The sequence below is a fragment of the Histophilus somni genome (assembly GCF_014202395.1).
GTDB lineage: Bacteria > Pseudomonadota > Gammaproteobacteria > Enterobacterales > Pasteurellaceae > Histophilus > Histophilus somni.
On the sequence record NZ_JACHGQ010000002.1, the window covers coordinates 181,823 to 202,930 of the forward strand.

Consider the following 21,108-nt stretch of genomic DNA (forward strand, 5'->3'; position numbering starts at 1 on the left):
GCTGTTTGCTAACAAACAGCCTATGATTTCAATTATTTAGCGGCTTGAATTTTTTCAATCACGCCTTTTGCCCAATCATATTTTTGATAAAAATTTTGATAAAGTGTTTCAGAGGCTTTCAACATATCTGCTTTAAACTGCTCGGACGGAATAATTACTTCTTTACCGTTTTTATGGAAGAAGTCTTTAACATCTTGTTCCATCTTCATCGCTAATTCCCATTCTTTCTCTTGATATAATTTAGCCGCTTCTAAGAAAATTTCTTGATCTTCTTTTGACATTTTATTCCAAGTTTTCAAGCTTAATTGCAATAATCCCGGTGAGAAAATATGGTTAGTTTGGATAATGTATTTTTGTACTTCATACAAACCGGAATCTTTGAGCAACATATATGGATTTTCTTGGCCATCAATCACTTTTTGCTCTAATGCAGTAAAGACTTCACTTAATGGCATGCTTTGCGGGTTAATATTCATTGCTTTTGCCCAATCCACAAACAAGGAATTCAATGGCACTCTTAAACGTAATCCTTTGAAATCATCGAATTTTTCCAATTTTTTATTGGACGAAATCACACGAAAACCGTTCATGCCGTAAGCCAATAATTTAATACCGTATTGTTCCATTTTATCGCCAATTTCTTTTGCAATCGGAGATTCCAATACCTTTTTCGCTTCAACATTGTCTTTAAATAAATACGGCATTTCCCACACACCAAAAATAGGATCCACATTTTGTAACAATAAGCCGGTAATTCCACCTTCAATCGTACCATTGCGTAAGCCATTTACGATTTGATCTTCGCCGCCCAATTGATTATTTGGGAAAATACGAATTTCATAGCGACCTTGCGTTTTTTCTTCAACGGTTTTCTTGAAAACTTCGTTTAATACAATATTTGACGGGTGCATATCGGAATTAAAATGTCCGATTTTAATTACAGTTTTAGCAAATGCCGAACTACTAAATACTAAGCCTGCAACAACTAATACTTTAGTTAATTTTTTGAGTTTCATAATTATTACCTCATAGGTTAGTTAAGACTTAAAATACAGCAATGATTTTTAAATAATCATCAGGATTTTCTGAAAGCTCTTCGATGTAGTGAGGAATTTCATCAAATGTAATTACCTTACTAATAATATTCTTCGGTTCAATCTTTCTGGATTCTAAAAGTTTTAATGCTTCTTCAAATTCCCCCTTGCTTGTTCTTGCTCCATAAATGTTAAGTTCTTTGAAGGTAATTAAATTAGTTGGTAGTGGCGTTTCGTTTTTCGGCCATCCAGTTAAAGCAATACGTCCTGCAAAAGAAGTATATTTAAGCGTATTTTGTACAGCAATATTTGCTCCTGACGCTTCAATAACAACCTCAGCCATTCTTCCGTTAGTAATGGATTTAATAGCTTCAAGATCATTTTCTTTTGCTGGGTTAATTATATTTGGAATGCCAATAGATTTTGCGTAATCTAATCGCTTGTCTAAAATGTCAATTAAAATTGGTGTCGCACCATAAGCTTTGGCAACTAATGCAGCCATCAGTCCAATCGCACCTGCACCGATGATAGCAACGTGTTCTCCGGCTTTTACTTTGGTTCTACGAATTGCATGTAATGAAATAGTTAAAGGTTCTGCTAAAGCCAGTTCATGTATCGGTATATCAGGTGCTTTAATAAGCATATGAGCTGGATGTCTAACAATTTCTTGCATTGCTCCATCAATATGTACCCCCAAAACTTTTAGTGCCTCACAGCAATTTGTTCTACTGATTGAACAAGGATAGCAATGTCCACAATAAATGTAAGGTTCGAGAATTACACGATCACCTATATTAATATTTTTTGGCATACCAACACCGGATTCAATGACTGTACCAACAATTTCATGTCCTAAAATTCTAGGGTAAGTTACCAGCGGATTTGTACCTCTAAATGCACCAATATCAGATCCGCAGATTCCTATACTCTCTACTTTGATCAGAACATCACACTCACCTTTTTTAGGATACAACACGGTCTTTATATCAACCTTCTTAGGTTCCACGAGACAAACTGATCTTACGTATTTGCTCATAATGTTTCCCTCTTTAACAAAGTTAATCGACATTTAATGTCGTCAATGATATTTTATGAACAGACAGTAACATCAAAGTATATTTTTTGGTATTCCAATTTTCTATAATTGTGATACTGATCACATAAATTTATTTTGGCGTGCCAATATTGCGAGGATTTATGCAAAATAATTCTAGAACTTACACAAAAATAGGAAAAATACTTAAAGAGGAAATTTCTCAAGGAAAATACAAAATAGGCGATAAGCTACCTACCGAGAGAAATATTTCTGAAAGATTTGAAGTAAGTAGAACTATCGTAAGGGAAGCGATAGTAATGTTGGAAGTGGAAAAGATTATTGAAGTAAGAAAAGGATCCGGAATATACGTCATAAAAATCCCAGATCTTCTTCAAGAAGAAGCAGATAATAAGCTAAGAGATGTAGGCCCATTTGAACTACTTCAAGCACGACAATTGTTAGAAAGCAGTATTGCTGAATTTGCTGCACAACAGGTTACCAAACAAGATATTTTACGACTTAGGCAAATTCTTGATAAAGAAAAGGAATTATTTGCTCAAAATATTGATGACTGCAGTGCTGACAAAGAATTCCATCTTGCTCTTGCCGAAATTACTGGAAACGATGTCCTTATTCAAACTCAAGAGCAACTTTGGAAATATCGTTTTAATAATGCTATGTGGACACAGCTTCATTCGCGTATCATACATAATGATCTCCATCACTTATGGATTAAAGATCATGAAACGATTTTAAATGCGATTCAGCGCAAAAATCCTGCTTTGGCACGTAAAGCAATGTGGCAACATCTAGAAAATGTTAAAACTAAATTGCTTGAATTATCCGATGTAGAGGACACTAATTTTGATGGATATCTATTCAATGTAAACCCCGTTATAGTAGGAATCTAAAACTACATAAAGAAATTTACTGTGAAAAAGCTCATTGGTTTGGAATAAACCCAACGAGCTAATATCTTTAATATGATAACTGATTACATAGGTTTATACCGTTTTTAAGTTAACCTAATTTAATTCAAGAACTGCGTTCTGTATTTCATAGGACACACTTTCACTTGAATATACTTATTGTTGTAATAATGCAATACTGGTGCTAGAATATTTTTTCATATTCACTCCTCATTTAGATTAAAAAATAGACTATAAAAACATCCATTTTCTCATCTTAAACAATGGGTTAAGTTTTTTCTATTTTACATTTTGTGAAGTTATTAATGCAAAAAGGGTAAATATGATAGCAATTATTAATCCAATGATTTGAATGGCTTGTATACCATAAAGATTGCTTATATAACCAATGATCAGTAAGACTACAGCGGTTAAAATTCTCACTAATGAGTTGAGTAGCATATCGTATTTTGCTCTAAAGCGAGAGAGTAAATGTCTATGTAGCTCTGTGTCGGTTTGAATCACTGTATATCGTACCACAAATAATGCTAAGCAAATGGCGATTGTGTAAAAGAAGACCGATTGCCACCGTTCTGCAAAAAAGGATAACACCATACTACTGAGAAAGCTTAAGGCAAGGGTTAAGCGACTGAATGGATATTTTACCTCAATTGCTTTTCCTGCCCAAGATTGTACCATAAACATCAAAAATAGCATCCCTCCTAGAATAAGTCCATTCTGCTCTGATTTGTTTATGGCGTAAACAACTGCTTGCCAATATTGAATGATAATTTGAAAATAGAGGCTTAGCACCACAAATAAGAAAATAGCTTGTTTGTAGCGACTGAATTTACGTATAAGAATTAAAAAGTCCTGCTTTTGAATAAATGGTAGAGTCTTATGTGTAGCTCTCCTGCTCACCTTGGGAAGCAAAATAAAGGAAGCGACTGTAACGATCGACATAATAATCGTTGTTAATAAAAAGAGGTTCTCTGATAGCGTAGAGTATAAGCCCCCTCCTAATAAAGCAGAAAATGCCATCAAGGAAAACTCCCATTTTCCTAATTTTCCTAAGGCAAGACTGAGTTCACCTTTCGGTTGCTCGTGATAAAACTGATCTACTAAATAAGCATTGGTATTGTTTTGATAAATACAGAGAGAAATCGCATTGAGGATTTCTGCTAATAAAAAGAGGTTAAAGCTCTTGTATAAACCCGCAAGGTAGAAAAAATAGAGCCAAAAAGTCGAAAAAATTAAGGCGGTAATATGTAGCCATTTTCGTTCTATTCGGTCTGACAGAATGCCGACTGCAAATCCCAGCACAAAAATCAAAATAGCCTGAGTGCTTTTAATTAACCCAACTTCATATAAATTAATGCCTGATACAAGCATATAAACTGTGGAGACCGCCCCAATCAGCATACGGGTTGCAGAGGTAGATACACAGCTAGTGATGATTTTTTCATAGTGTCTCATTATTTACTCCACAATATTTGCAATTATAATTTTTGGCTAACTTAATTTCTTCATACTTAAAATTCTTATTGTGAATTCCTATTACAGAATTAATACTTTGCATTGATTTGTAATCGCGTGCAAAGAATTTAATAAGTTCTGAACCAAGCATAGCACCAGCAAAGAAATTATTAATGATAGTAGATGGTGCTTTCGTAACTGATTTAATTTTCTTCACTTTTTCATCTATAACATCATTTTCTAAATATATAGACTTATCACAACATAAACAACAGCTATATTCTAACTTTGGAATGTAGAATGGTCCGATAACAGAAATATCATTGAGGTAACCTACGTTAATTAGAGGAATTTTATTAAAACAGCAAAATTCATTAATCATATCTATACAATACTCATCATCTGCTGAACAAATAACTAAATCTATTTGTGATATTTTATCTAAAATAGATTTATTTAATTTCTCTGGGAAAATATCAATAATAATATCTTTCCGAATAGATAATAACTCTCTTTTTATTGTTTCTACTTTATTTTTGTTTATGTCTTTCTCTCGAAATAAGAACTGTCTGTTTAGATTAGATTCCTCAACTATATCATCATCAATGATACTTAACTTCTTAATTCCTATTGTTCCTAATAAATAGGAGCAAATATTTCCTATGCCTCCTGCACCAACAATAAGAATATGAGATTTAGATATTTTATTTTGTATATCATATATTTTATATCCTAATGCATTATAGTATAAATGATTTCTACTGTATCTATCATTGAAGTCTATTATTTCTTTTGTAATAAACTTCATTTTCTTCATTTTATCGAAATATAGAATGTCTATATTATTATCTTTTATAAAAGATAATATTTCAGAAATGCTCTTAGGATTTATACAAAAATAACATAAATTTAGACAATTATTAAAATAATCTTTGTTGTTTGTAATTTCTTGGTTACTACCTATCCCAATAACAAATTCATTTTCATTTAGATAGTCAAAAAATACATGTTTAGAAGTGATATATTTCATAGATGCTTCCTTATTTATATAGAGGATAAATAGAAGCGATCTAATTAGATCACCTCTATAATTTTTTATAGAATTAGTTTAGTCGACGTCCACGCATAGTTGCCTCCTATTGTTTTTTGTTAATTGATAATTTTGCTATAACGATCTACAGCATATTCACATTAAAATAAAATAATAATGGTTGTCAATTATATTTGAGTGATTTTTTATTTGGTGCTCAAATATGGGGTTATTATCATTGCGTAAATTTCAAAAAATTAGTGAGCTTTAATCGCTTGTGAGGGAAGAAAATGAATCATTTAGACAGTGCACAAGAAACACTAAGCCTTTACGCTCAGCAGATTATCACTCTAAATCATAGATTCTATGAAGAATTTAATAGAGTAATGGAAATGATGATAGGCAATCCTTACTCCACCCTTGTGCGGTTACTTCTGCGAGCAAAGTTATATTCACATTGGAATTAGGTTTAATTTCATCAGGTATTGCACAGGCCAAAGTGGACAACAGCAAACCACTAGCCAAAATAAAATATTTTTTCATATTCACTCCTCATTTAGATTAAAAAATAGACTACGAATAACATTCATAGTCTATTTGCGCGTTGATTATTTATTCAAAGTTCTATTTTGGAACTTGATGTAGAATGCAATAATTGCCATTACAGCAATAGGGAACAAAAGATCAAATAATGAGCCATCGTTACCCCAGACAAGGTTACAGAGAATCACACTGATACCCCCAATCCCCCACGCAATCGTGGTTGGCACAGACCAAACTATCATTTGTTTCTTCACATCATTGATGCCCATCATACGGTTCACAACCCAGAATAAGCTATCGTTAAAGTAACCGAAGAATAATGAACCCATTGTGGCTGCTTGTGCTGCTAACAACATATTCACACCTGGAATTTGAGCCAAAATAGGGGCGGATATTGAGGCTGCCGTTACCATTGCAACTGTACCGGAACCTTGAATAAAGCGAACAAGGGTTGAAACAATAAACGGAATAAGAATTGGTGAAATTGGCAATGAAGCAATTTGTTCCGCTAGTTGTTTACCTGCACCGCTGTCACGTAGCACAGCACCTAATGCACCACCGGCTCCGGTTACCAATAAAATAATTCCCGCAGTTTTGACTCCTTCTTCGAGATGAAGTGCGGTCGAATCACGGTCTGCTTTTGGTAATAAGGTATAAACAGCAACTAATACGCTGATTGCTAATGCAATCATTGGATGACCAACAAAAGCAAAGAATTGATAAACTCCCATTTGAGCCAGTTCCGCATGACCTTTTGCAGTTAAATCAAACATTGCTTTGATAAAGATCAGAACGATTGGCAAAACAATTGGCAGTAAGGATAACCCTAAGCTTGGTAAATTCTTTTTCTCACGACTTTCAATATAGTCATCGTATTTTTGTTTCAATTCTTCTTGAGTGAAAACTTGTTGGTTAAATTCCGGATATTTTTTATCTAGCCATTTTGCGTAAAGAACAATACCAATAACCGGCAATATAGCGAGAGCCATCCCCACTAACAACATAGCACCAATATCAACAGCAAATAATCCTGCCACACCTAAAGGACCGGGTGTTGGTGGAACAGTATGGTGAGTTACCACTAAGCCACCAGCAAGTGCAACGCCTAAGGTTAAAAGAGAACGTTTTCCGTTTTTTGCCAATGCTTTCGCCACTGGATAAAGAATAACGAAAGCTGAGTCAACGAAAATGGGAATGCTTACAATATAACCAGTAATTGCCAAAGCCCACTCTTCTTTTTTCTTGCCGAGCAGTTTGATGAAGCTGTAAGCCATTTTTTCTGCCGCCCCTGAAACCTCAAGCACGCTTCCCATCATAACCCCTAAACCGATAACAATACCAATACCGCCTAAGGTTCCACCAAACCCCTTACTAATGGCACCGAGAGTTTCATTGACGGACATCCCACCAACAAGGCCGGCAATCGCAGAAGCAATCAGCATAGCAATAAATGCATGAACACGTGTTTTTAACACTAAATAGACTAAGACAAATACCGCAATCAATAGTCCAATGATTGGAATTGGTAAGTCAAACATACTGTTGCTCCTAAGTTACATATCGTTTTTAATAAATTGCTGAATAACTTCCTTGAAATCAACATCCACGTTAAAGCCATGTTTAAGAGCAGTTTTATTATCAATCTCTGCCGGCCAACTTGCGACGATGTTGTTGATATTTTCATCAAATTCAAATCGCACTTTTTCTAAGATGTTTTCACCTTTTATTGAAGCTAAATCAGATAGCATTTGTTTTACGCTAACCGTAAAGCCCGGTAAGTTAATAATGTGCCAACTACGCTGTGGTAGCGATGGCAAAGTGAACGCATGAATAAAATTATTAATTACGGTATTTGGACTGGAAAGCCATAGGCGTAAATCTGACGAAACCGGACAAATGGCTTCTTCACCCTGTAAAGGCTCACGAATAATGCTACTTACAAAAGAAGAGGCTGCTTTATTCGGTTTTCCTGGACGAATACAAATGGTTGGTAATCGAACTACAATGCCGTCAACAAAGCCTTTGCGTGAATAATCATTGATCAATAACTCACACATTGCTTTTTGAGAACCATAAGTAGATTGTGGTGTAACTGCGGTGTGATCTTGAATAATTTCAGGTAAATTACCACCATACACCGCTAAAGAACTTGAAAAAATAAACCGCACTTTAGGATTATTTTTTCGACAAACTTCTAATAAATTGCGAGTTGCTAAGAAATTGATTTCATAGCCTAAGTCTGGATCTTGCTCTGCATGACTACTCACAATTGCAGCCAAGTGAAAAAGAGCGGTTGTTTTTTCGGTAATAATTTCATCTAAACCTTCAGGATTTCTCAAATCCATTTCCAAACAACGCACACGTGGATCATTGTTTGGTGCAATGGGTTTAATGACATCAATCAACACTAATTCATTGATTGATAAAGTTGAATTGGATAACAAAGTCTTTGCAAGACGCTGTCCTAAAAAACCTTGTCCTCCTGTAATAACAATTTTCATTGTATCCTCCTTAAAATAGGTTGCACTTTAAACAAAAACTGCTTGTTTTTAATGCAATTTTGGGTTTGCAGAGTGTAAAAAGCCCTACCCATGAAAAATAGGGCTTTTTACGGAAAGCTTTATGAGTTATTTGTAAGGTTTAAACCAATCTAAACCTGCTAAGGTGTCAGAGCGTGGTTTATATTCACAGCCAATAAAACCTTGATAGCCAATTTGATCCAATTTATCAAAGAGATATTGGTAATTTATTTCACCTTCATCAGGCTCATGGCGATTCGGCACGGAGGCAATTTGGATATGAGCAAATTTGCCGTTGAGTTTGTCGGTTAAGCGAGACAAGTTGCCATCTACATTTTGTGCGTGGAAATAATCCAACTGTACAAAGACGTTATCTCGGTTGACGGATTCAACAATTTCTAGCGTGTCGAATTGACTTTTCAGCAGGTAGTTAGGTTTGACTTCCGGGCTAAGTGCTTCTAACAAGACTTTAATACCGTGCGGTTTAAATTTATCTGCCGCATATTGCACATTTTTGATGAAAGTCTGTTTATAGGCTTCTCGATCTTCGCCTTGCGGTACAACTGCCGCCATCACATGAACGTGTGGACAACCTAAGGCAAGAGCATACTCTAATGCAAGATCAATATGACGGTGGCTATCCGCTTCTCGCCCCGGAATCGCAGAGACACCCCATTCGCCGGCGTCTACATTGCCTGCTGAAGTATTAAATAGAACTTGTTGTAAACCATACTTATCTAATTTTTCCTTTAGCATATCTGCTGGATAATCATAGGGCCAAAGGTATTCCACATATTTAAAACCGGCTGTAGCAGCTGCTTCAAAACGGTCTAAAAAAGGGACTTCGTTAAACATCATGGTTAAATTTGCAGCAAATTTGGGCATGTTTATTTTCCTCTGTGTTTCAGGTCATTGACTTCATCATCGGTTAAATACCGCACTTTTTGACCTTGTAAAATAAAATAGAGTTTGGCGGTTTCTTCCAATTCTTCAGTATTATCTACGGCATCTATTAGGCTTTCTCCTGTAACTACCACTCCGTGATTCGCAAGCAGAAAAGCCTTGCCATCTAAAGCTCTCTCGCCTAATTCTTTGGCAATATTGAAGTTGCCCGGGCGATAGTAAGGAATTACAGGTAATTTGCCGATACGCATCACGTAGTAAGGGGTGAAGGCTCGTATTGCATTTTCCGTATCTAAATCTTCCAAACAAGAAAGTGCGGTTAAATAAGTAGAATGTAGATGTACAATCGCTTGGCAACTCGGATTTTTCTGATACATCGCTAAGTGGAAAACAGATTCTTTGGACGGTTTATCACCAGAAAGCACATTTCCTTGCATATCTAACACAGAAAGTCGATCTGCTTCTAAACGTCCGAGTGAAGAACCTGTTGGCGTAACTAAAATACGGTTTTTATCTAAACGCACGGATAGATTGCCTGCACCACCTACTGTATATCCCCGCTCAAATAATGAACGAGCTAAAGCAACCATTTGTTGTTTTTGTTCAAGTTCTGTCATACACACATTCCTTGTGCAAAACTAAAGAAATTCTCTTTACCGAAGTTACCAGATTTTAAGGCAAGAAAAATCGGCTCTTCGACTGCTTGTAGCCATGGCACACCGGGTGCAATTTGCTTGCCGATGTGAAACCCAGAGAAAGCAAGCTGCTGGACTACAATGCTCGATGTTTCACCGCCTGCAGTGATGAAGTTAGTTACCCCTGCAACTTTCAATTTTTTTGCAAGTTTTGCAAATGTAGTTTCAATCGCATGGCTTGCTTTATCCCCACCAAACTGGTGTTGGATTTCTTTCAATTTTTCAGGCGGTACAGTGGCATAAACCATCGGTGCAAAGTTGCCATTTAGATTTTCAACAACCCACGCATAAAGTTCTTCCACATAATTTGGATTGTTAATGGCTTGCTCGGCTTGCAAGAAATAACTTGGTGCTTGGGCTTTATACGCATTGACTTGGCTGTTTGTCATCACAGAACAAGATCCTGAAAGTACAACCGTTTTGCCTTTATTCGGTACAAAAGCATTCGTTCCTTTCTGACCGCCTGAGCGATACGCTGCTATGTAAGCCCCCAAACCTGAGCCGCCGGTAACCAATTTAAAATCCGCCACGGCTTCAGCAAGTACCGCAAGCTGTGAATTATCTACCGCATCCACTACTGCATATTTATAGCCCTGTTGTTTTAATTCTGTAAAACGTGCTTTCACACGCTCTGCACCTTGAATAACATCTGCATAAGTCAATAACCCAGTTTTACCTTGAGACTGTGCGTCCATTAAGCGAACTAAATTAGCCTCTTTCATCGGTGTAATCGGATGATTACGCATACCGGATTCATTCAGCAATACATCACCTACAAACAAATAACCATTAAAGATAGTTCTCCCATTAACAGGAAGTGCGGGGGTAATGACAGTAAAATCAGTTTCTAATGCAGCCATTAACGCATCCGTTACCGGTCCGATATTGCCTTTTTCAGTACTATCGAAAGTTGAGCAATATTTGAAATAGAATTGGGTACAGCCATTTTGTTTTAGCCAATCTAAGGCTTGTAACGATTGTTGGATAGCTTCCTCAACAGGATTGGAACGTGATTTCAAGCTAATTACAATTGCATCAACTTTGCTGTTAAGTGCGATTTTTGGTATACCGTTCATCTGCACTGTTTTTAAGCCATTTTCGACTAAAAAACTCGCAATATCGCTTGCACCGGTAAAATCATCTGCTATGACACCTAACATATTAGTGTCCTCCTTTTTTCGGTAGATCAAGACCACTGAAAATTTTGATTACCGCACTATCGTCTTCTTTACCGTAGCCTGCATTACTAGCCTCAGTAAACATTGAATAAGCCGTGCTAGCTAAATGAAGTGGAAAATGTAAAGATTTTGCCGTGTCATTCACTAAACCGAGATCTTTTACAAAAATATCGACCATGGAGAGAGGCGTATAGTCGCCATCTACCACATGTTTCATTCGGTTTTCAAACATCCATGAATTGCCCGCTGCATTAGTTACTACATCGTACATCAAATCAAGTGGAATACCTGCTTTTGCGGCTAATGCCATCGCTTCCGCCCCTGCAGCAATATGCACTCCCGCCAGTAATTGATGAATAATTTTTACGGTTGCACCCAAACCAATCTCTTCTCCGATGTTATACACTTTGCCTGAAACTGCGTCTAAAACCGGTTTTAATTTCTCAAAAGCTTCTGTAGATCCGGATGCCATTACCGTCATTTCACCTTGAGCGGCTTTTGCAGCTCCACCTGATACAGGTGCATCTAACATTATCAAATCAAGTTTTGTTAATTTTTGTGAAATTTCTTTGGCATCTTGTGCAGAAATAGTGGATGAAATCATTACCGCAGTTTTAGGTTTTAAATGCTGTGCCAATCCTTGTTCCCCAAATAAAATATTATTTACTTGATTTGCATTGACGACTAATAGCAAAACAGCATCTAAATCTTTTGCAAAACCTATCGCACTTGTACTCACTTGTTTTGCTCCAGCTGTTTTTAAAATCTCTAAGGCTTGTAAATTTAAATCAACGCCATAGGTATCTAATCCTGCTTGAATGCATGATTTTGCAGCTCCCATCCCCATTGCACCTAAACCAATAACAGCGACAGAAAATAGTTTTTGGTTCATACTGATCACTCCTTTAAAGTTATTTGATGGTGTATTTTGCACTTTTTTTTACAAAAAAAATGAGATCATGATCACACTATTTAACATTATTTGTTAAATAATGTTAATTTTATAGATATTAGCCTAAATGGAAAAAGTGATATAATTATGTAAAAAATCAGGAGTAAAAAATGATACCGGCAGAAAGACAAAAAAAACTTCTTAAGCTGATTAGTAAGCAAGAGATTATTAGTATCAATGAATTAGTAAAATTATTAGGTGTATCTCACATGACTGTTCGTCGAGATATTCAAAAATTAGAGCAAGAAGGTATTGTTGTTTCAGTTTCCGGCGGTGTGAAATTATTAGAACATTTATTTATTGAACCGACACACAATGACAAATCTTTGCTTTCCACGCTACAAAAAGAAAAAATTGGTAGTCGAGCGGCTGAGCTAATACCGGTAAATACAACTATCTACTTAGATGCCGGAACAACAACATTAGAAATCGCACATAATATTGCTCAACGAGAAGATCTGTTGGTGATTACAAATGATTTTGTGATAGCTAATTTCTTGATGAAACATGGACAATGTGAATTAATTCATACAGGAGGATCAATTAATAAATCTAATTTCTCCTCTGTTGGTGAATTGGCTACACAGTTATTGAAACAGCTTTCAATTGATCTGGCATTTATTTCCACATCATCTTGGAATTTAAGAGGCTTAACTACACCGGATGAGAAAAAACTGCCTGTTAAAAAAGCAATATTGCAATCCAGTTACAACAAAATTTTGGTATCTGATTCTTCTAAATATGGAAAAACAGCTACATTTTCTATTTGTGAATTAAATGTATTCAATAGCATTATTTGCGATGACAAGCTGTTACTAAATGCCCAAGAATCGATAAAAGAAATGGAAATTGAGTTAATTTTAGTGTAATTATTCCCCACAAGCACCATTTTCAAACCAACTTTCTAAAATCAAACAGGCAGAAATACTATCTACTTTTTCTTTCTTTAAGGCTCGGTAACCGCCTCGTTGGAATATTTCATCACGGGCTTGTTTGGTTGTTAGGCGTTCATCTTGTAATTTAACTTTCACACCAAATCGACCGTTCAAACGATTAGCAAATTTTCTCGCTAGATGAGTGAGATCTTGCTCGCTACCATCCATATTTAAAGGTAACCCGACAACAACAATATTAGGTTGCCAGTCTTTCAAACATTTTTCAATTTTTAACCAGTCAGGTATACCGTCTTGTGCTTTAAATGCCGGGAGTGCTTGTGCCGTACCTGTTATACTTTGCCCTACAGCACAACCGATACTTTTTGTGCCAAAATCAAAGGCTAAAACTGTAATTGACATTAACTATGTTCCATTTGTTGTTGATACGAAAAATTTACATGCTCAATACCTAATAATTGATTAGCGGCAAACCAACGTTCCGAACTGTTCACATCAAATAAAATATTTTCATCAGCAGGCACAACCAACCAATCATTATTGGCTATTTCATTTTCCAGTTGATTCGGCTCCCATCTTGCACACCCCAGAGTAACCAAATATTTTTCCGGTGATTGTGCGGTACCAAAAGTATTAATTATATCCGCCGAAGTTGTAAGATAAATTTGATCTGTAACTTTATAGCTATGCTGAAATTCTTGGGCTGTTTTCTTATGCAAAATAAAACCATGCTCTAAATTTACAGGCCCACCTAATAAAACTAATTTATCGGAATATTCACGCTCATCCGCCATCATAAAATTCATTTTTGCACATAATTCAGCAATGCTTAAATCTGTTGCTTGAGTTAACACTAATCCCATTGAGCCTTGTTCATTATTTTCACAAATATACACAACGGAACGCTGAAAATTCTCGTCCTCTAAATGAGGCATGGCAATCAAAAAATGATCTTGTAAATTCATAAAACTCTTATCCTAAATACAATGTTGCACATTCTACACTGTGCTAGAATGGCTTTCAAATTAGGATTGTAAGTTGATATTATTGATAGGATCGTTTATTGTTGTTTTTTCTCACGAGGATTGAAAAAAGAATATGTCAAAAAGCCTTTTCCAACATACCAAACATCAAGAACATTGTCCTCAATGTGAAGCTGTTTTGCAGATGAAACAAGGAAAAAAAGGGTTGTTTTTGGGTTGTTCTAACTATCCATCTTGCGATTATATCAAGCCTTTACACCCTAATAATGAAAGTAAAATACTTAAAAATCTTGCTCAAAATTGTCCGAAGTGCGGTCGTTTTTTACAACTAAAACAGGGTAGTTACGGCATGTTTATCGGTTGTAGCGGTTATCCGGAATGTCGTTTTGTCGTGCATGAAGAACAAGAAACGACAGAACAACAGATTGTTTGTCCGGAATGTCAACATGGTGAAATTGTTGCTCGACATGGACGGCAAGGAAAAAATTTTTATGCTTGTAATCAGTACCCGAAATGCAAATTTACCTTAGCACAAAAACCTCATTTAATCCCTTGCCCCCATTGCCAAATGCAAGGTGCAATCTTGAAAAAAGAAGACGAAAATCACCGCACTTGGTTGTGTATCAATAAAAATTGTCAACATATTTTCAAAACAACAATATGAATATCACACAAATTATTGAAAAATTGAAACAAAATGAAGTCGTCGCCTATCCGACAGAGGCTGTTTTCGGTTTAGGTTGTAACCCTTTTAGTCAAAGTGCGGTAGAAAAATTATTAATTTTAAAGCAACGCCCAAGAGAAAAAGGTTTAATTTTAGTTGCACCCAAATTAGATTATTTTTTTTCTTTTATTGATAAGGAACAGATCAATTCTCAACATTGGCAAAAACTACAACAAACTTATCCTCGCCCCATTACATGGATTGTGCCGGCAAAAAAAGATATTGCTAAATTCTTATGTGGCAATTTTAATAGTATAGCTATTCGAGTAAGCCAACATCCCGCCATCAAAATACTTTGCGAACAAACAGGTTTTGCTTTAACTTCTACCAGTGCCAATTTAAGTGGGATTGCACCTTGCAAAACCAGCGATGAAGTCAGATTACAATTCGGGGCGGATTTTCCTGTATTGGATATGTCGGTTGGCTCAGCCGCAAAACCATCTGAAATTCGTGATTTATTTACTAATCAATTAGTTAGACAAGGATAAAAAATGGATAAATACGCAGTTTGGGGGAATCCCATTGCTCAAAGTAGATCTCCTCAACTTCATCGATATTTTGCGAAGCAGACTCGACAAAACTTAGATTATGTAGCGATATTGGGTGATGAAGAAAAATTTGAACAACAGTTGAGCGATTTTTTTGCACAAGGTGCTAAAGGCTGCAATATTACCGCTCCTTTCAAAGAGCGAGCATTTAAATTGGCACAACAACATAGCAAGCGTTGTTTAAGTGCGGAGTCTTGTAACACCTTAAAAAAATTAGCTGATGGAACATTATTTGCTGATAATACGGATGGTGCCGGTTTAGTGAGCGATTTACAACGTTTAAATTGGCTCAAACCAAACCAAAGAATATTGATTTTAGGTGCAGGCGGTGCAACAAAAGGAGTTTTATTGCCTTTATTACAAGCTCAACAAAATATCTTAATTACCAACCGCACTTTTAGTAGAGCTGAAGACTTAGCACATAAATTCAATCAATTTGGCACTATTGAGGCGTTGGATCTGAAACATATTCCGATACAAACATTTGATTTAATCATCAATGCTACATCAACAGGATTACAAGGTAAAACTATTGATATTAATCCTCAGATTTTACAACTTGCCTCTGCCGTTTATGATATGCAATACAGCAAAGAAAGCGACACGCCTTTTATTGCATTGTGTAAAAAACAGGGGGTAACCAAAATTAGCGATGGCTTCGGTATGCTGGTTGGGCAAGCTGCTCACGCATTTTATTTATGGCGTGGCGTAATGCCGGAAATTGACCCTTTATTTAGTGGAAACGAGATAAAAATATAAAAGGCAGGAGCAACCGCTTGATCATTTAGACATATTTTTATTCTTTTGACTTGAAAGCAGATACAAAAAACACCAGCAAAACAGACCGCACTTTTGTTATAATTCCACTCATTCTTTTTACTTATTAACACAATGAAAGCCATGCACACATTCGAAAATCACACGCCAATGATGAAACAATATTTAAAAATAAAAGCGGAAAATCCGGATGTTTTGTTGTTTTATCGCATGGGTGATTTTTATGAGCTTTTTTATGATGATGCAAAAAAAGCTGCTGAATTATTAGATATTTCCCTAACTAAAAGAGGGCAATCAGCTGGACAACCGGTTCCAATGGCTGGCGTACCTTATCATGCAATAGAAGGATATCTAGCAAAATTGGTACAACTTGGGGAAAGTGTAGCAATTTGTGAGCAAGTTGGTGAGCCTGTTATAGCTAAAGGTCCGGTTGAACGCCAAGTTGTACGTATTGTTACACCGGGAACAGTGAGTGATGAAGCATTGTTACCGGAAAAGCAAGACAATCTTATCGCTACGATTTATCAAGAAAAAACACAATTTGGCTTAGCTGTTTTAGATATGACTTCAGGGTGTTTTCAAATTAGCGAACTACAAGATGCCGCCAGTTTACAAGCGGAGTTACAACGTATTCAACCGGTTGAATTACTATATTCGGAAGCGTTAGAGGATAAACATTTAATTGAACAATTCAAAGGATTACGTCGTCGTCCTCTTTGGGAGTTTGAATTAAGTACGGCAATTCAATTACTTAATCGCCAATTCGGTACAAAAGATTTGCGTGGTTTTGGTGTAGAAAAAGCGGTTTTAGGATTATGTGCTGCGGGTTGTTTGTTGCAATATGCAAAAGAAACGCAACGTACCGCACTTCCTCATATTCAAAGTATTAGCTTGTTACAAAATAGCGATACTGTACAAATTGATGCGTCAACACGTAGAAATTTAGAACTAACCCAAAATCTTGCTGGCGGAACTGAAAATACACTTGCTGCAATTTTAGATAAATGTGTTACCCCGATGGGAAGTCGCTTACTTAAACGTTGGATTCACCAGCCTATTCGCAATATTGAAAAATTGCAGTATCGTCAACAACATATTCAAATGCTGTTGCAGCAAAATTTAGTTGAAGAATTACAACCTCTTTTACGTCAAGTTGGCGATATGGAGCGTATTCTTGCTCGGGTTGCCCTGCGTTCCGCTCGACCTCGAGATTTAACTCGGCTACGAACAGCGTTGGAACAAATACCTTTTATTCAACACCAATTAACAAAAATACCGCACTTTGTTGCATTTTCACAACAAATTGCTGATTTTTCTGTGCAATTAGCACTTTTGCAGCGAGCAATTATTGATAATCCCCCCTTACTTATTCGTGATGGAGGTGTCATTGCTGAAGGTTACAACGAGGAGCTTGATGAATGGCGGAGTTTGTCTGAAGGAGCAACACGCTACTTAAAGGATTTGGAGCAACGTGAGCGTGCAAATACTGGTATTGATACATTAAAAATCGGTTTTAATGCGGTGCATGGTTATTATATTCAAATCAGTCAAGGGCAAGCACATAAAGCACCGCTTCATTATGTACGTCGCCAAACATTGAAAAATGTAGAACGTTATATTATTCCTGAGCTAAAAACTTATGAAGAAAAAGTTCTAAAAGCAAAAGGAGCGTCACTTGCGTTAGAAAAACAACTTTATGATGAAATTTTCGATCAATTATTACCGCACTTAGGTGATTTACAACTAGCCAGTTTAACTTTGGCAGAACTTGATGTTTTAACCAATTTAGCGGAACGGGCAGAAACCTTAAATTATGTTCAACCGCAATTTAGTACACAAGTCGGTTTGCAAATAATGCAAGGGCGTCATCCGGTTGTGGAGCAAGTGTTAAAAGAACCTTTTATTGCTAACCCTGTAGAACTTAATCAAAAGCGTCATTTGTTGATTATTACAGGACCGAATATGGGGGGTAAAAGTACTTATATGCGACAAACAGCATTGATTACTTTAATGGCATATATTGGTAGTTTTGTACCTGCAGAAAGTGCGGTAATCGGACCTATTGATCGAATTTTTACACGTATTGGTGCCTCTGACGATCTTGCCTCCGGACGTTCAACGTTTATGGTCGAAATGACTGAAATGGCAAATATTTTGCACCAAGCCACAGAGCAAAGTTTAGTGCTTATTGATGAAATTGGGCGAGGAACTTCAACCTATGATGGACTTTCTCTTGCTTGGGCTTGTGCTGAACAATTGGCTCAAAAAATCCGCAGTTTAACGTTATTTGCCACGCATTATTTTGAGCTGACGGGATTACCGGAAAAAATCGAAGGTATCCATAATGTTCATCTTGATGCTTTTGAGCATAACGACAGTATTGCCTTTATGCACTCGGTACAGGAAGGTGCGGCAAGTAAAAGCTATGGTTTGGCTGTTGCTGCTTTAGCCGGTGTCCCACAAAATGTAATTAAATCGGCAAAACAGAAATTAAAACAGCTTGAAACACTTTCTCAGCAAAACAGTTACCAATCACAGTCCGTTTTGACACAAGTTCAAGGGGAATTAACTTTAATGGAAGAGGAGGAGAATACAAGTGCGGTGATTGAAACGCTAAAAACGCTTGATCCTAATGAGTTAAGTCCGAAGCAAGCACTTGAGTGTTTATATCAGTTAAAGAAAATGTTGAATTAAACAGATTGTTGTTCGATACAAAAATCCTTGTAAAAAACAATTTTCTACAAGGATTTTTAGTTTTAAGAATGAGAAAGTTATCTAATGGGCTTGCTCAATTCTTTGCAAATTTACACCGCTCTTTATACTTGTCTTGTATACCAATTTTTAACGTGATGGAATATGAGCAAGTATACCGGTTAATACTTTCCAATAAATTTCCACAGCCGGAATATGTACTTTTTCATCCGGAGAATGTGCATTTCTAATTGTTGGTCCGATAGATACCATATCGATCGTTGGATAGATTTTTTTCAATAACCCACACTCAAGTCCCGCATGAATTACCTTGATTTCAGGATCTGTACCTAAAACTTGTGCATAAATTGTCTTAGTTAAGTCCAAAATATCACTATGACTTTGTGGTTCCCAACCCGGATAATCGCCTGATAAATTGATATTACCTTGTGCTAATGAGGCTAAAGATTTTAATAAAGAAGCAACATAGGATTTGCCGCTTTCAATTAATGACCGCACTAACATGGTACTTCTAACAAAATTATCTTCAGTTTTTAACACGCCAATGCTTAATGATGTTTCTACCACATTTTCAATGACATCACTGTTACGTACTACGCCATTTGGCAAAACATTCAAACAATGGATAATATTTTTCGTGCATTGACTGGAAAATACTTGTTGAGGTTTTTCAACTTTTTCAAGTGTAAATATCAAGTTTGGCTCAGTTAGTGCCAATTCGGCTTTGATTACATCTGCAAATTTTTGTACCGCACTTTGTAATACGGTAATATCACCATTAAAGACCAAAGTGGCAACACTTTCTCTTGGAATAGCATTGCGAATAGAACCGCCACGGATATTTGCTAAAGTGAAGTCAAAGTGCGGTTGGTTTTGTTGAAGTTCTGCTAAAAAACGAAGCAACACTTTGATTGCATTAGCTCGTCCGGTATGAATATCCACACCAGAATGCCCGCCTCGTAACCCTTTTAACACAACTTGATAACAATGTTCGAAATTATTGACTTGATACTCAATAGGTAATTCAAGATCTGCATTTTCACCGCCGGCACAACCTATATAAATTTCTCCATTTTCTTCAGTATCGGTATTAATTAAGATCTCAGAACGAAGCCAATTTGGACGTAGCCCAATCGCCCCCTCCATCCCCCTTTCTTCAGTCATGGTTAACAATACTTCCAACTCCGGATGTGCAATATCATTACTTTCTAAGACAGCAAGTGCAGATGCCATACCGATACCGTTATCAGCACCTAACGTTGTGCCTTTAGCCTTAACCCAATCACCATCGATATATGGCAAAATAGGATCCTGATCAAAATTATGATTTGTCCCTTCATTAGCTTGTGGAACCATATCTAAGTGTGCTTGTAGTACTACAGGTTTACGATTTTCCATTCCTACTGTTGCCGGTTTACGAATTAATACATTACCGACTTCATCACGTTCCGCAAAAAAACCTTTTGTTTTTGCCCAATTAATAATGAATTGTGCTAACTGCTCTTCTTTGTAAGAAGGATGTGGAATAGCACAAATTTGATCAAACCATTGCCAAAGTAGTTTAGGTTGCAGAGATTGAAGATCTGACATATTTTTTTATCCTTTATTAGCGAAAAATAAGGAAAATAATAGCATAAAAATAGATTTCAGGTTATTCTAACGCCATTTTATTTCTCAGGCGGAACTCCGCTATCAACTGACTTTAGGGTGAATTATGAGCGAAAAATATGTTGTAACTTGGGACATGTTCCAAATGCATACACGTAAATTATCAGAACGTTTGCTTCCGGCAACACAATGGAAAGGTATTATTGCCGTTAGTCGTGGTGGATTATTTCCAGCTGCAGTTATTGCTCGTGAACTTGGTATTCGTCATATTGAAACTGTTTGTATTTCAAGTTATGACCATAATCAGCAAGGCAATTTAAATGTTTTGCATGCAGCACAGGTAAAAAATGGTGGCGAAGGTTTTATTGTAGTTGATGATTTAGTTGATACGGGAAATACTGCTCGAGCAATTCGTGAACTCTACCCAAATGCGCGTTTTGTTACTGTTTTTGCCAAACCAGCGGGGGCTAATTTAGTTGATGATTATGTTATTGACATTCCACAAAATACGTGGATTGAACAGCCTTGGGATATGGGAATTACATTTGTACCGCCACTAGCTAGAAAATAGTAAGTACATTGTTAAGCG

21 protein-coding genes are annotated in these 21,108 nt (G+C 36.4%); 7 read left to right on the forward strand and 14 right to left on the reverse strand.

From position 1 onward, the window contains the following. Window positions 1-32: 32 nt before the first annotated feature. The gene (locus HNR69_RS02140) at window positions 33-1,016 is read right to left on the reverse strand and encodes a TRAP transporter substrate-binding protein (protein WP_011608181.1); all 984 of its coding nucleotides are present in this window, start codon (window positions 1,014-1,016) and stop codon (window positions 33-35) included. A 28-nt stretch (window positions 1,017-1,044) separates the two neighbouring features. Further along, window positions 1,045-2,070, reverse strand: coding sequence for a zinc-dependent alcohol dehydrogenase (locus tag HNR69_RS02145; protein WP_041603886.1), 1,026 nt, complete (start codon window positions 2,068-2,070; stop codon window positions 1,045-1,047). Window positions 2,071-2,231: 161 nt separating this feature from the next. Between HNR69_RS02145 and HNR69_RS02150 the strand changes: the two genes are divergently transcribed. Continuing rightward, window positions 2,232-2,981 (forward strand): FCD domain-containing protein, encoded by a 750-nt coding sequence (locus HNR69_RS02150; protein ID WP_012340996.1) that lies wholly within the window; start codon window positions 2,232-2,234, stop codon window positions 2,979-2,981. Between the two features lie 297 nt (window positions 2,982-3,278). On the opposite strand, the gene HNR69_RS02155 is transcribed toward HNR69_RS02150, so the two are convergent. From HNR69_RS02155 to ltnD, 9 genes are all read right to left on the reverse strand, one after another. Next, window positions 3,279-4,454, reverse strand: coding sequence for an MFS transporter (locus HNR69_RS02155; protein WP_012340995.1), 1,176 nt, complete (start codon window positions 4,452-4,454; stop codon window positions 3,279-3,281). Further along, window positions 4,441-5,484 (reverse strand): HesA/MoeB/ThiF family protein, encoded by a 1,044-nt coding sequence (locus HNR69_RS02160; protein ID WP_075293582.1) that lies wholly within the window; start codon window positions 5,482-5,484, stop codon window positions 4,441-4,443. The genes HNR69_RS02155 and HNR69_RS02160 overlap by 14 nt, the downstream gene beginning before the upstream one ends. A 375-nt stretch (window positions 5,485-5,859) precedes the next feature. After that, window positions 5,860-6,027 carry a hypothetical protein gene (locus HNR69_RS02165; RefSeq protein ID WP_157665516.1) on the reverse strand — a complete coding sequence of 56 codons (168 nt, stop codon included), beginning with the start codon at window positions 6,025-6,027 and terminating at the stop codon, window positions 5,860-5,862. A 65-nt stretch (window positions 6,028-6,092) separates the two neighbouring features. Next, a complete protein-coding gene (locus tag HNR69_RS02170) occupies window positions 6,093-7,565 on the reverse strand; it encodes a GntT/GntP/DsdX family permease (protein ID WP_075293583.1) in 1,473 nt (490 codons plus the stop codon). 15 nt (window positions 7,566-7,580) lie between these two features. Then, window positions 7,581-8,528: a D-erythronate dehydrogenase gene (gene denD, locus HNR69_RS02175; protein WP_087437227.1), complete on the reverse strand. Its 948-nt coding sequence runs from the start codon at window positions 8,526-8,528 to the stop codon at window positions 7,581-7,583. A gap of 126 nt (window positions 8,529-8,654) precedes the next feature. Next, the gene (gene otnI, locus HNR69_RS02180; protein WP_075293585.1) at window positions 8,655-9,431 is read right to left on the reverse strand and encodes a 2-oxo-tetronate isomerase; all 777 of its coding nucleotides are present in this window, start codon (window positions 9,429-9,431) and stop codon (window positions 8,655-8,657) included. Between the two features lie 2 nt (window positions 9,432-9,433). Further along, on the reverse strand, window positions 9,434-10,066 hold the full coding sequence (gene otnC, locus HNR69_RS02185; protein ID WP_012340988.1) for a 3-oxo-tetronate 4-phosphate decarboxylase: 633 nt from the start codon (window positions 10,064-10,066) through the stop codon (window positions 9,434-9,436). After that, window positions 10,063-11,304, reverse strand: coding sequence for a 3-oxo-tetronate kinase (gene otnK, locus HNR69_RS02190; protein ID WP_075293586.1), 1,242 nt, complete (start codon window positions 11,302-11,304; stop codon window positions 10,063-10,065). The genes otnC and otnK overlap by 4 nt, the downstream gene beginning before the upstream one ends. A gap of 1 nt (window position 11,305) precedes the next feature. After that, on the reverse strand, window positions 11,306-12,214 hold the full coding sequence (gene ltnD / locus HNR69_RS02195; RefSeq protein ID WP_012340986.1) for an L-threonate dehydrogenase: 909 nt from the start codon (window positions 12,212-12,214) through the stop codon (window positions 11,306-11,308). 170 nt (window positions 12,215-12,384) lie between these two features. On the opposite strand from ltnD, the gene HNR69_RS02200 reads away from it, so the two are divergent. After that, window positions 12,385-13,143 carry a DeoR/GlpR family DNA-binding transcription regulator gene (locus HNR69_RS02200; protein WP_012340985.1) on the forward strand — a complete coding sequence of 253 codons (759 nt, stop codon included), beginning with the start codon at window positions 12,385-12,387 and terminating at the stop codon, window positions 13,141-13,143. On the opposite strand, the gene ruvX is transcribed toward HNR69_RS02200, so the two are convergent. Continuing rightward, the gene (ruvX, locus tag HNR69_RS02205; RefSeq protein WP_075293587.1) at window positions 13,144-13,569 is read right to left on the reverse strand and encodes a Holliday junction resolvase RuvX; all 426 of its coding nucleotides are present in this window, start codon (window positions 13,567-13,569) and stop codon (window positions 13,144-13,146) included. Beyond that, a complete protein-coding gene (locus HNR69_RS02210; protein WP_012340984.1) occupies window positions 13,569-14,132 on the reverse strand; it encodes a YqgE/AlgH family protein in 564 nt (187 codons plus the stop codon). The genes ruvX and HNR69_RS02210 overlap by 1 nt, the downstream gene beginning before the upstream one ends. Before the next feature lie 133 nt (window positions 14,133-14,265). Here HNR69_RS02210 and HNR69_RS02215 point away from each other — a divergent pair, with 133 nt between their 5' ends. The 4 genes from HNR69_RS02215 to mutS all read left to right on the forward strand — a co-directional run bounded on the left by HNR69_RS02215 (window position 14,266) and on the right by mutS (window position 18,893). After that, window positions 14,266-14,814 carry a DNA topoisomerase family protein gene (locus HNR69_RS02215; RefSeq protein WP_075293588.1) on the forward strand — a complete coding sequence of 183 codons (549 nt, stop codon included), beginning with the start codon at window positions 14,266-14,268 and terminating at the stop codon, window positions 14,812-14,814. Further along, a complete protein-coding gene (gene tsaC / locus HNR69_RS02220) occupies window positions 14,811-15,362 on the forward strand; it encodes an L-threonylcarbamoyladenylate synthase type 1 TsaC (protein WP_041603876.1) in 552 nt (183 codons plus the stop codon). Before HNR69_RS02215 ends, tsaC begins: the two co-directional genes overlap by 4 nt. A 3-nt stretch (window positions 15,363-15,365) precedes the next feature. Beyond that, on the forward strand, window positions 15,366-16,181 hold the full coding sequence (gene aroE, locus HNR69_RS02225; RefSeq protein ID WP_075293589.1) for a shikimate dehydrogenase: 816 nt from the start codon (window positions 15,366-15,368) through the stop codon (window positions 16,179-16,181). A 141-nt stretch (window positions 16,182-16,322) separates the two neighbouring features. Continuing rightward, the gene (gene mutS, locus HNR69_RS02230; protein WP_041605184.1) at window positions 16,323-18,893 is read left to right on the forward strand and encodes a DNA mismatch repair protein MutS; all 2,571 of its coding nucleotides are present in this window, start codon (window positions 16,323-16,325) and stop codon (window positions 18,891-18,893) included. A 147-nt stretch (window positions 18,894-19,040) separates the two neighbouring features. On the opposite strand, the gene HNR69_RS02235 is transcribed toward mutS, so the two are convergent. Then, window positions 19,041-20,501: an aminoacyl-histidine dipeptidase gene (locus HNR69_RS02235; protein ID WP_075293590.1), complete on the reverse strand. Its 1,461-nt coding sequence runs from the start codon at window positions 20,499-20,501 to the stop codon at window positions 19,041-19,043. 124 nt (window positions 20,502-20,625) lie between these two features. Between HNR69_RS02235 and gpt the strand changes: the two genes are divergently transcribed. Beyond that, window positions 20,626-21,090, forward strand: a complete 465-nt coding sequence (gene gpt, locus HNR69_RS02240; RefSeq protein WP_011608161.1) for a xanthine phosphoribosyltransferase — start codon at window positions 20,626-20,628, stop codon at window positions 21,088-21,090. The last annotated feature ends 18 nt before the right edge of the window (window positions 21,091-21,108 follow it).

Excerpts from the sequence above, each read along its gene's own strand:
- aroE (WP_075293589.1), top strand. The coding sequence starts at position 15,366 with ATGGATAAATACGCAGTTTGGGGGAATCCCATTGCTCAAAGTAGATCT.
- HNR69_RS02170 (WP_075293583.1), bottom strand. The coding sequence starts at position 7,565 with ATGTTTGACTTACCAATTCCAATCATTGGACTATTGATTGCGGTATTT.
- gpt (WP_011608161.1), top strand. The coding sequence starts at position 20,626 with ATGAGCGAAAAATATGTTGTAACTTGGGACATGTTCCAAATGCATACA.
- otnI (WP_075293585.1), bottom strand. The coding sequence starts at position 9,431 with ATGCCCAAATTTGCTGCAAATTTAACCATGATGTTTAACGAAGTCCCT.
- HNR69_RS02200 (WP_012340985.1), top strand. The coding sequence starts at position 12,385 with ATGATACCGGCAGAAAGACAAAAAAAACTTCTTAAGCTGATTAGTAAG.
- HNR69_RS02165 (WP_157665516.1), bottom strand. The coding sequence starts at position 6,027 with ATGAAAAAATATTTTATTTTGGCTAGTGGTTTGCTGTTGTCCACTTTG.
- HNR69_RS02155 (WP_012340995.1), bottom strand. The coding sequence starts at position 4,454 with ATGAGACACTATGAAAAAATCATCACTAGCTGTGTATCTACCTCTGCA.
- HNR69_RS02160 (WP_075293582.1), bottom strand. The coding sequence starts at position 5,484 with ATGAAATATATCACTTCTAAACATGTATTTTTTGACTATCTAAATGAA.
- HNR69_RS02235 (WP_075293590.1), bottom strand. The coding sequence starts at position 20,501 with ATGTCAGATCTTCAATCTCTGCAACCTAAACTACTTTGGCAATGGTTT.
- HNR69_RS02210 (WP_012340984.1), bottom strand. The coding sequence starts at position 14,132 with ATGAATTTACAAGATCATTTTTTGATTGCCATGCCTCATTTAGAGGAC.
- otnC (WP_012340988.1), bottom strand. The coding sequence starts at position 10,066 with ATGACAGAACTTGAACAAAAACAACAAATGGTTGCTTTAGCTCGTTCA.
- HNR69_RS02215 (WP_075293588.1), top strand. The coding sequence starts at position 14,266 with ATGTCAAAAAGCCTTTTCCAACATACCAAACATCAAGAACATTGTCCT.
- ruvX (WP_075293587.1), bottom strand. The coding sequence starts at position 13,569 with ATGTCAATTACAGTTTTAGCCTTTGATTTTGGCACAAAAAGTATCGGT.
- HNR69_RS02140 (WP_011608181.1), bottom strand. The coding sequence starts at position 1,016 with ATGAAACTCAAAAAATTAACTAAAGTATTAGTTGTTGCAGGCTTAGTA.
- denD (WP_087437227.1), bottom strand. The coding sequence starts at position 8,528 with ATGAAAATTGTTATTACAGGAGGACAAGGTTTTTTAGGACAGCGTCTT.
- otnK (WP_075293586.1), bottom strand. The coding sequence starts at position 11,304 with ATGTTAGGTGTCATAGCAGATGATTTTACCGGTGCAAGCGATATTGCG.
- HNR69_RS02145 (WP_041603886.1), bottom strand. The coding sequence starts at position 2,070 with ATGAGCAAATACGTAAGATCAGTTTGTCTCGTGGAACCTAAGAAGGTT.
- mutS (WP_041605184.1), top strand. The coding sequence starts at position 16,323 with ATGCACACATTCGAAAATCACACGCCAATGATGAAACAATATTTAAAA.
- tsaC (WP_041603876.1), top strand. The coding sequence starts at position 14,811 with ATGAATATCACACAAATTATTGAAAAATTGAAACAAAATGAAGTCGTC.
- HNR69_RS02150 (WP_012340996.1), top strand. The coding sequence starts at position 2,232 with ATGCAAAATAATTCTAGAACTTACACAAAAATAGGAAAAATACTTAAA.
- ltnD (WP_012340986.1), bottom strand. The coding sequence starts at position 12,214 with ATGAACCAAAAACTATTTTCTGTCGCTGTTATTGGTTTAGGTGCAATG.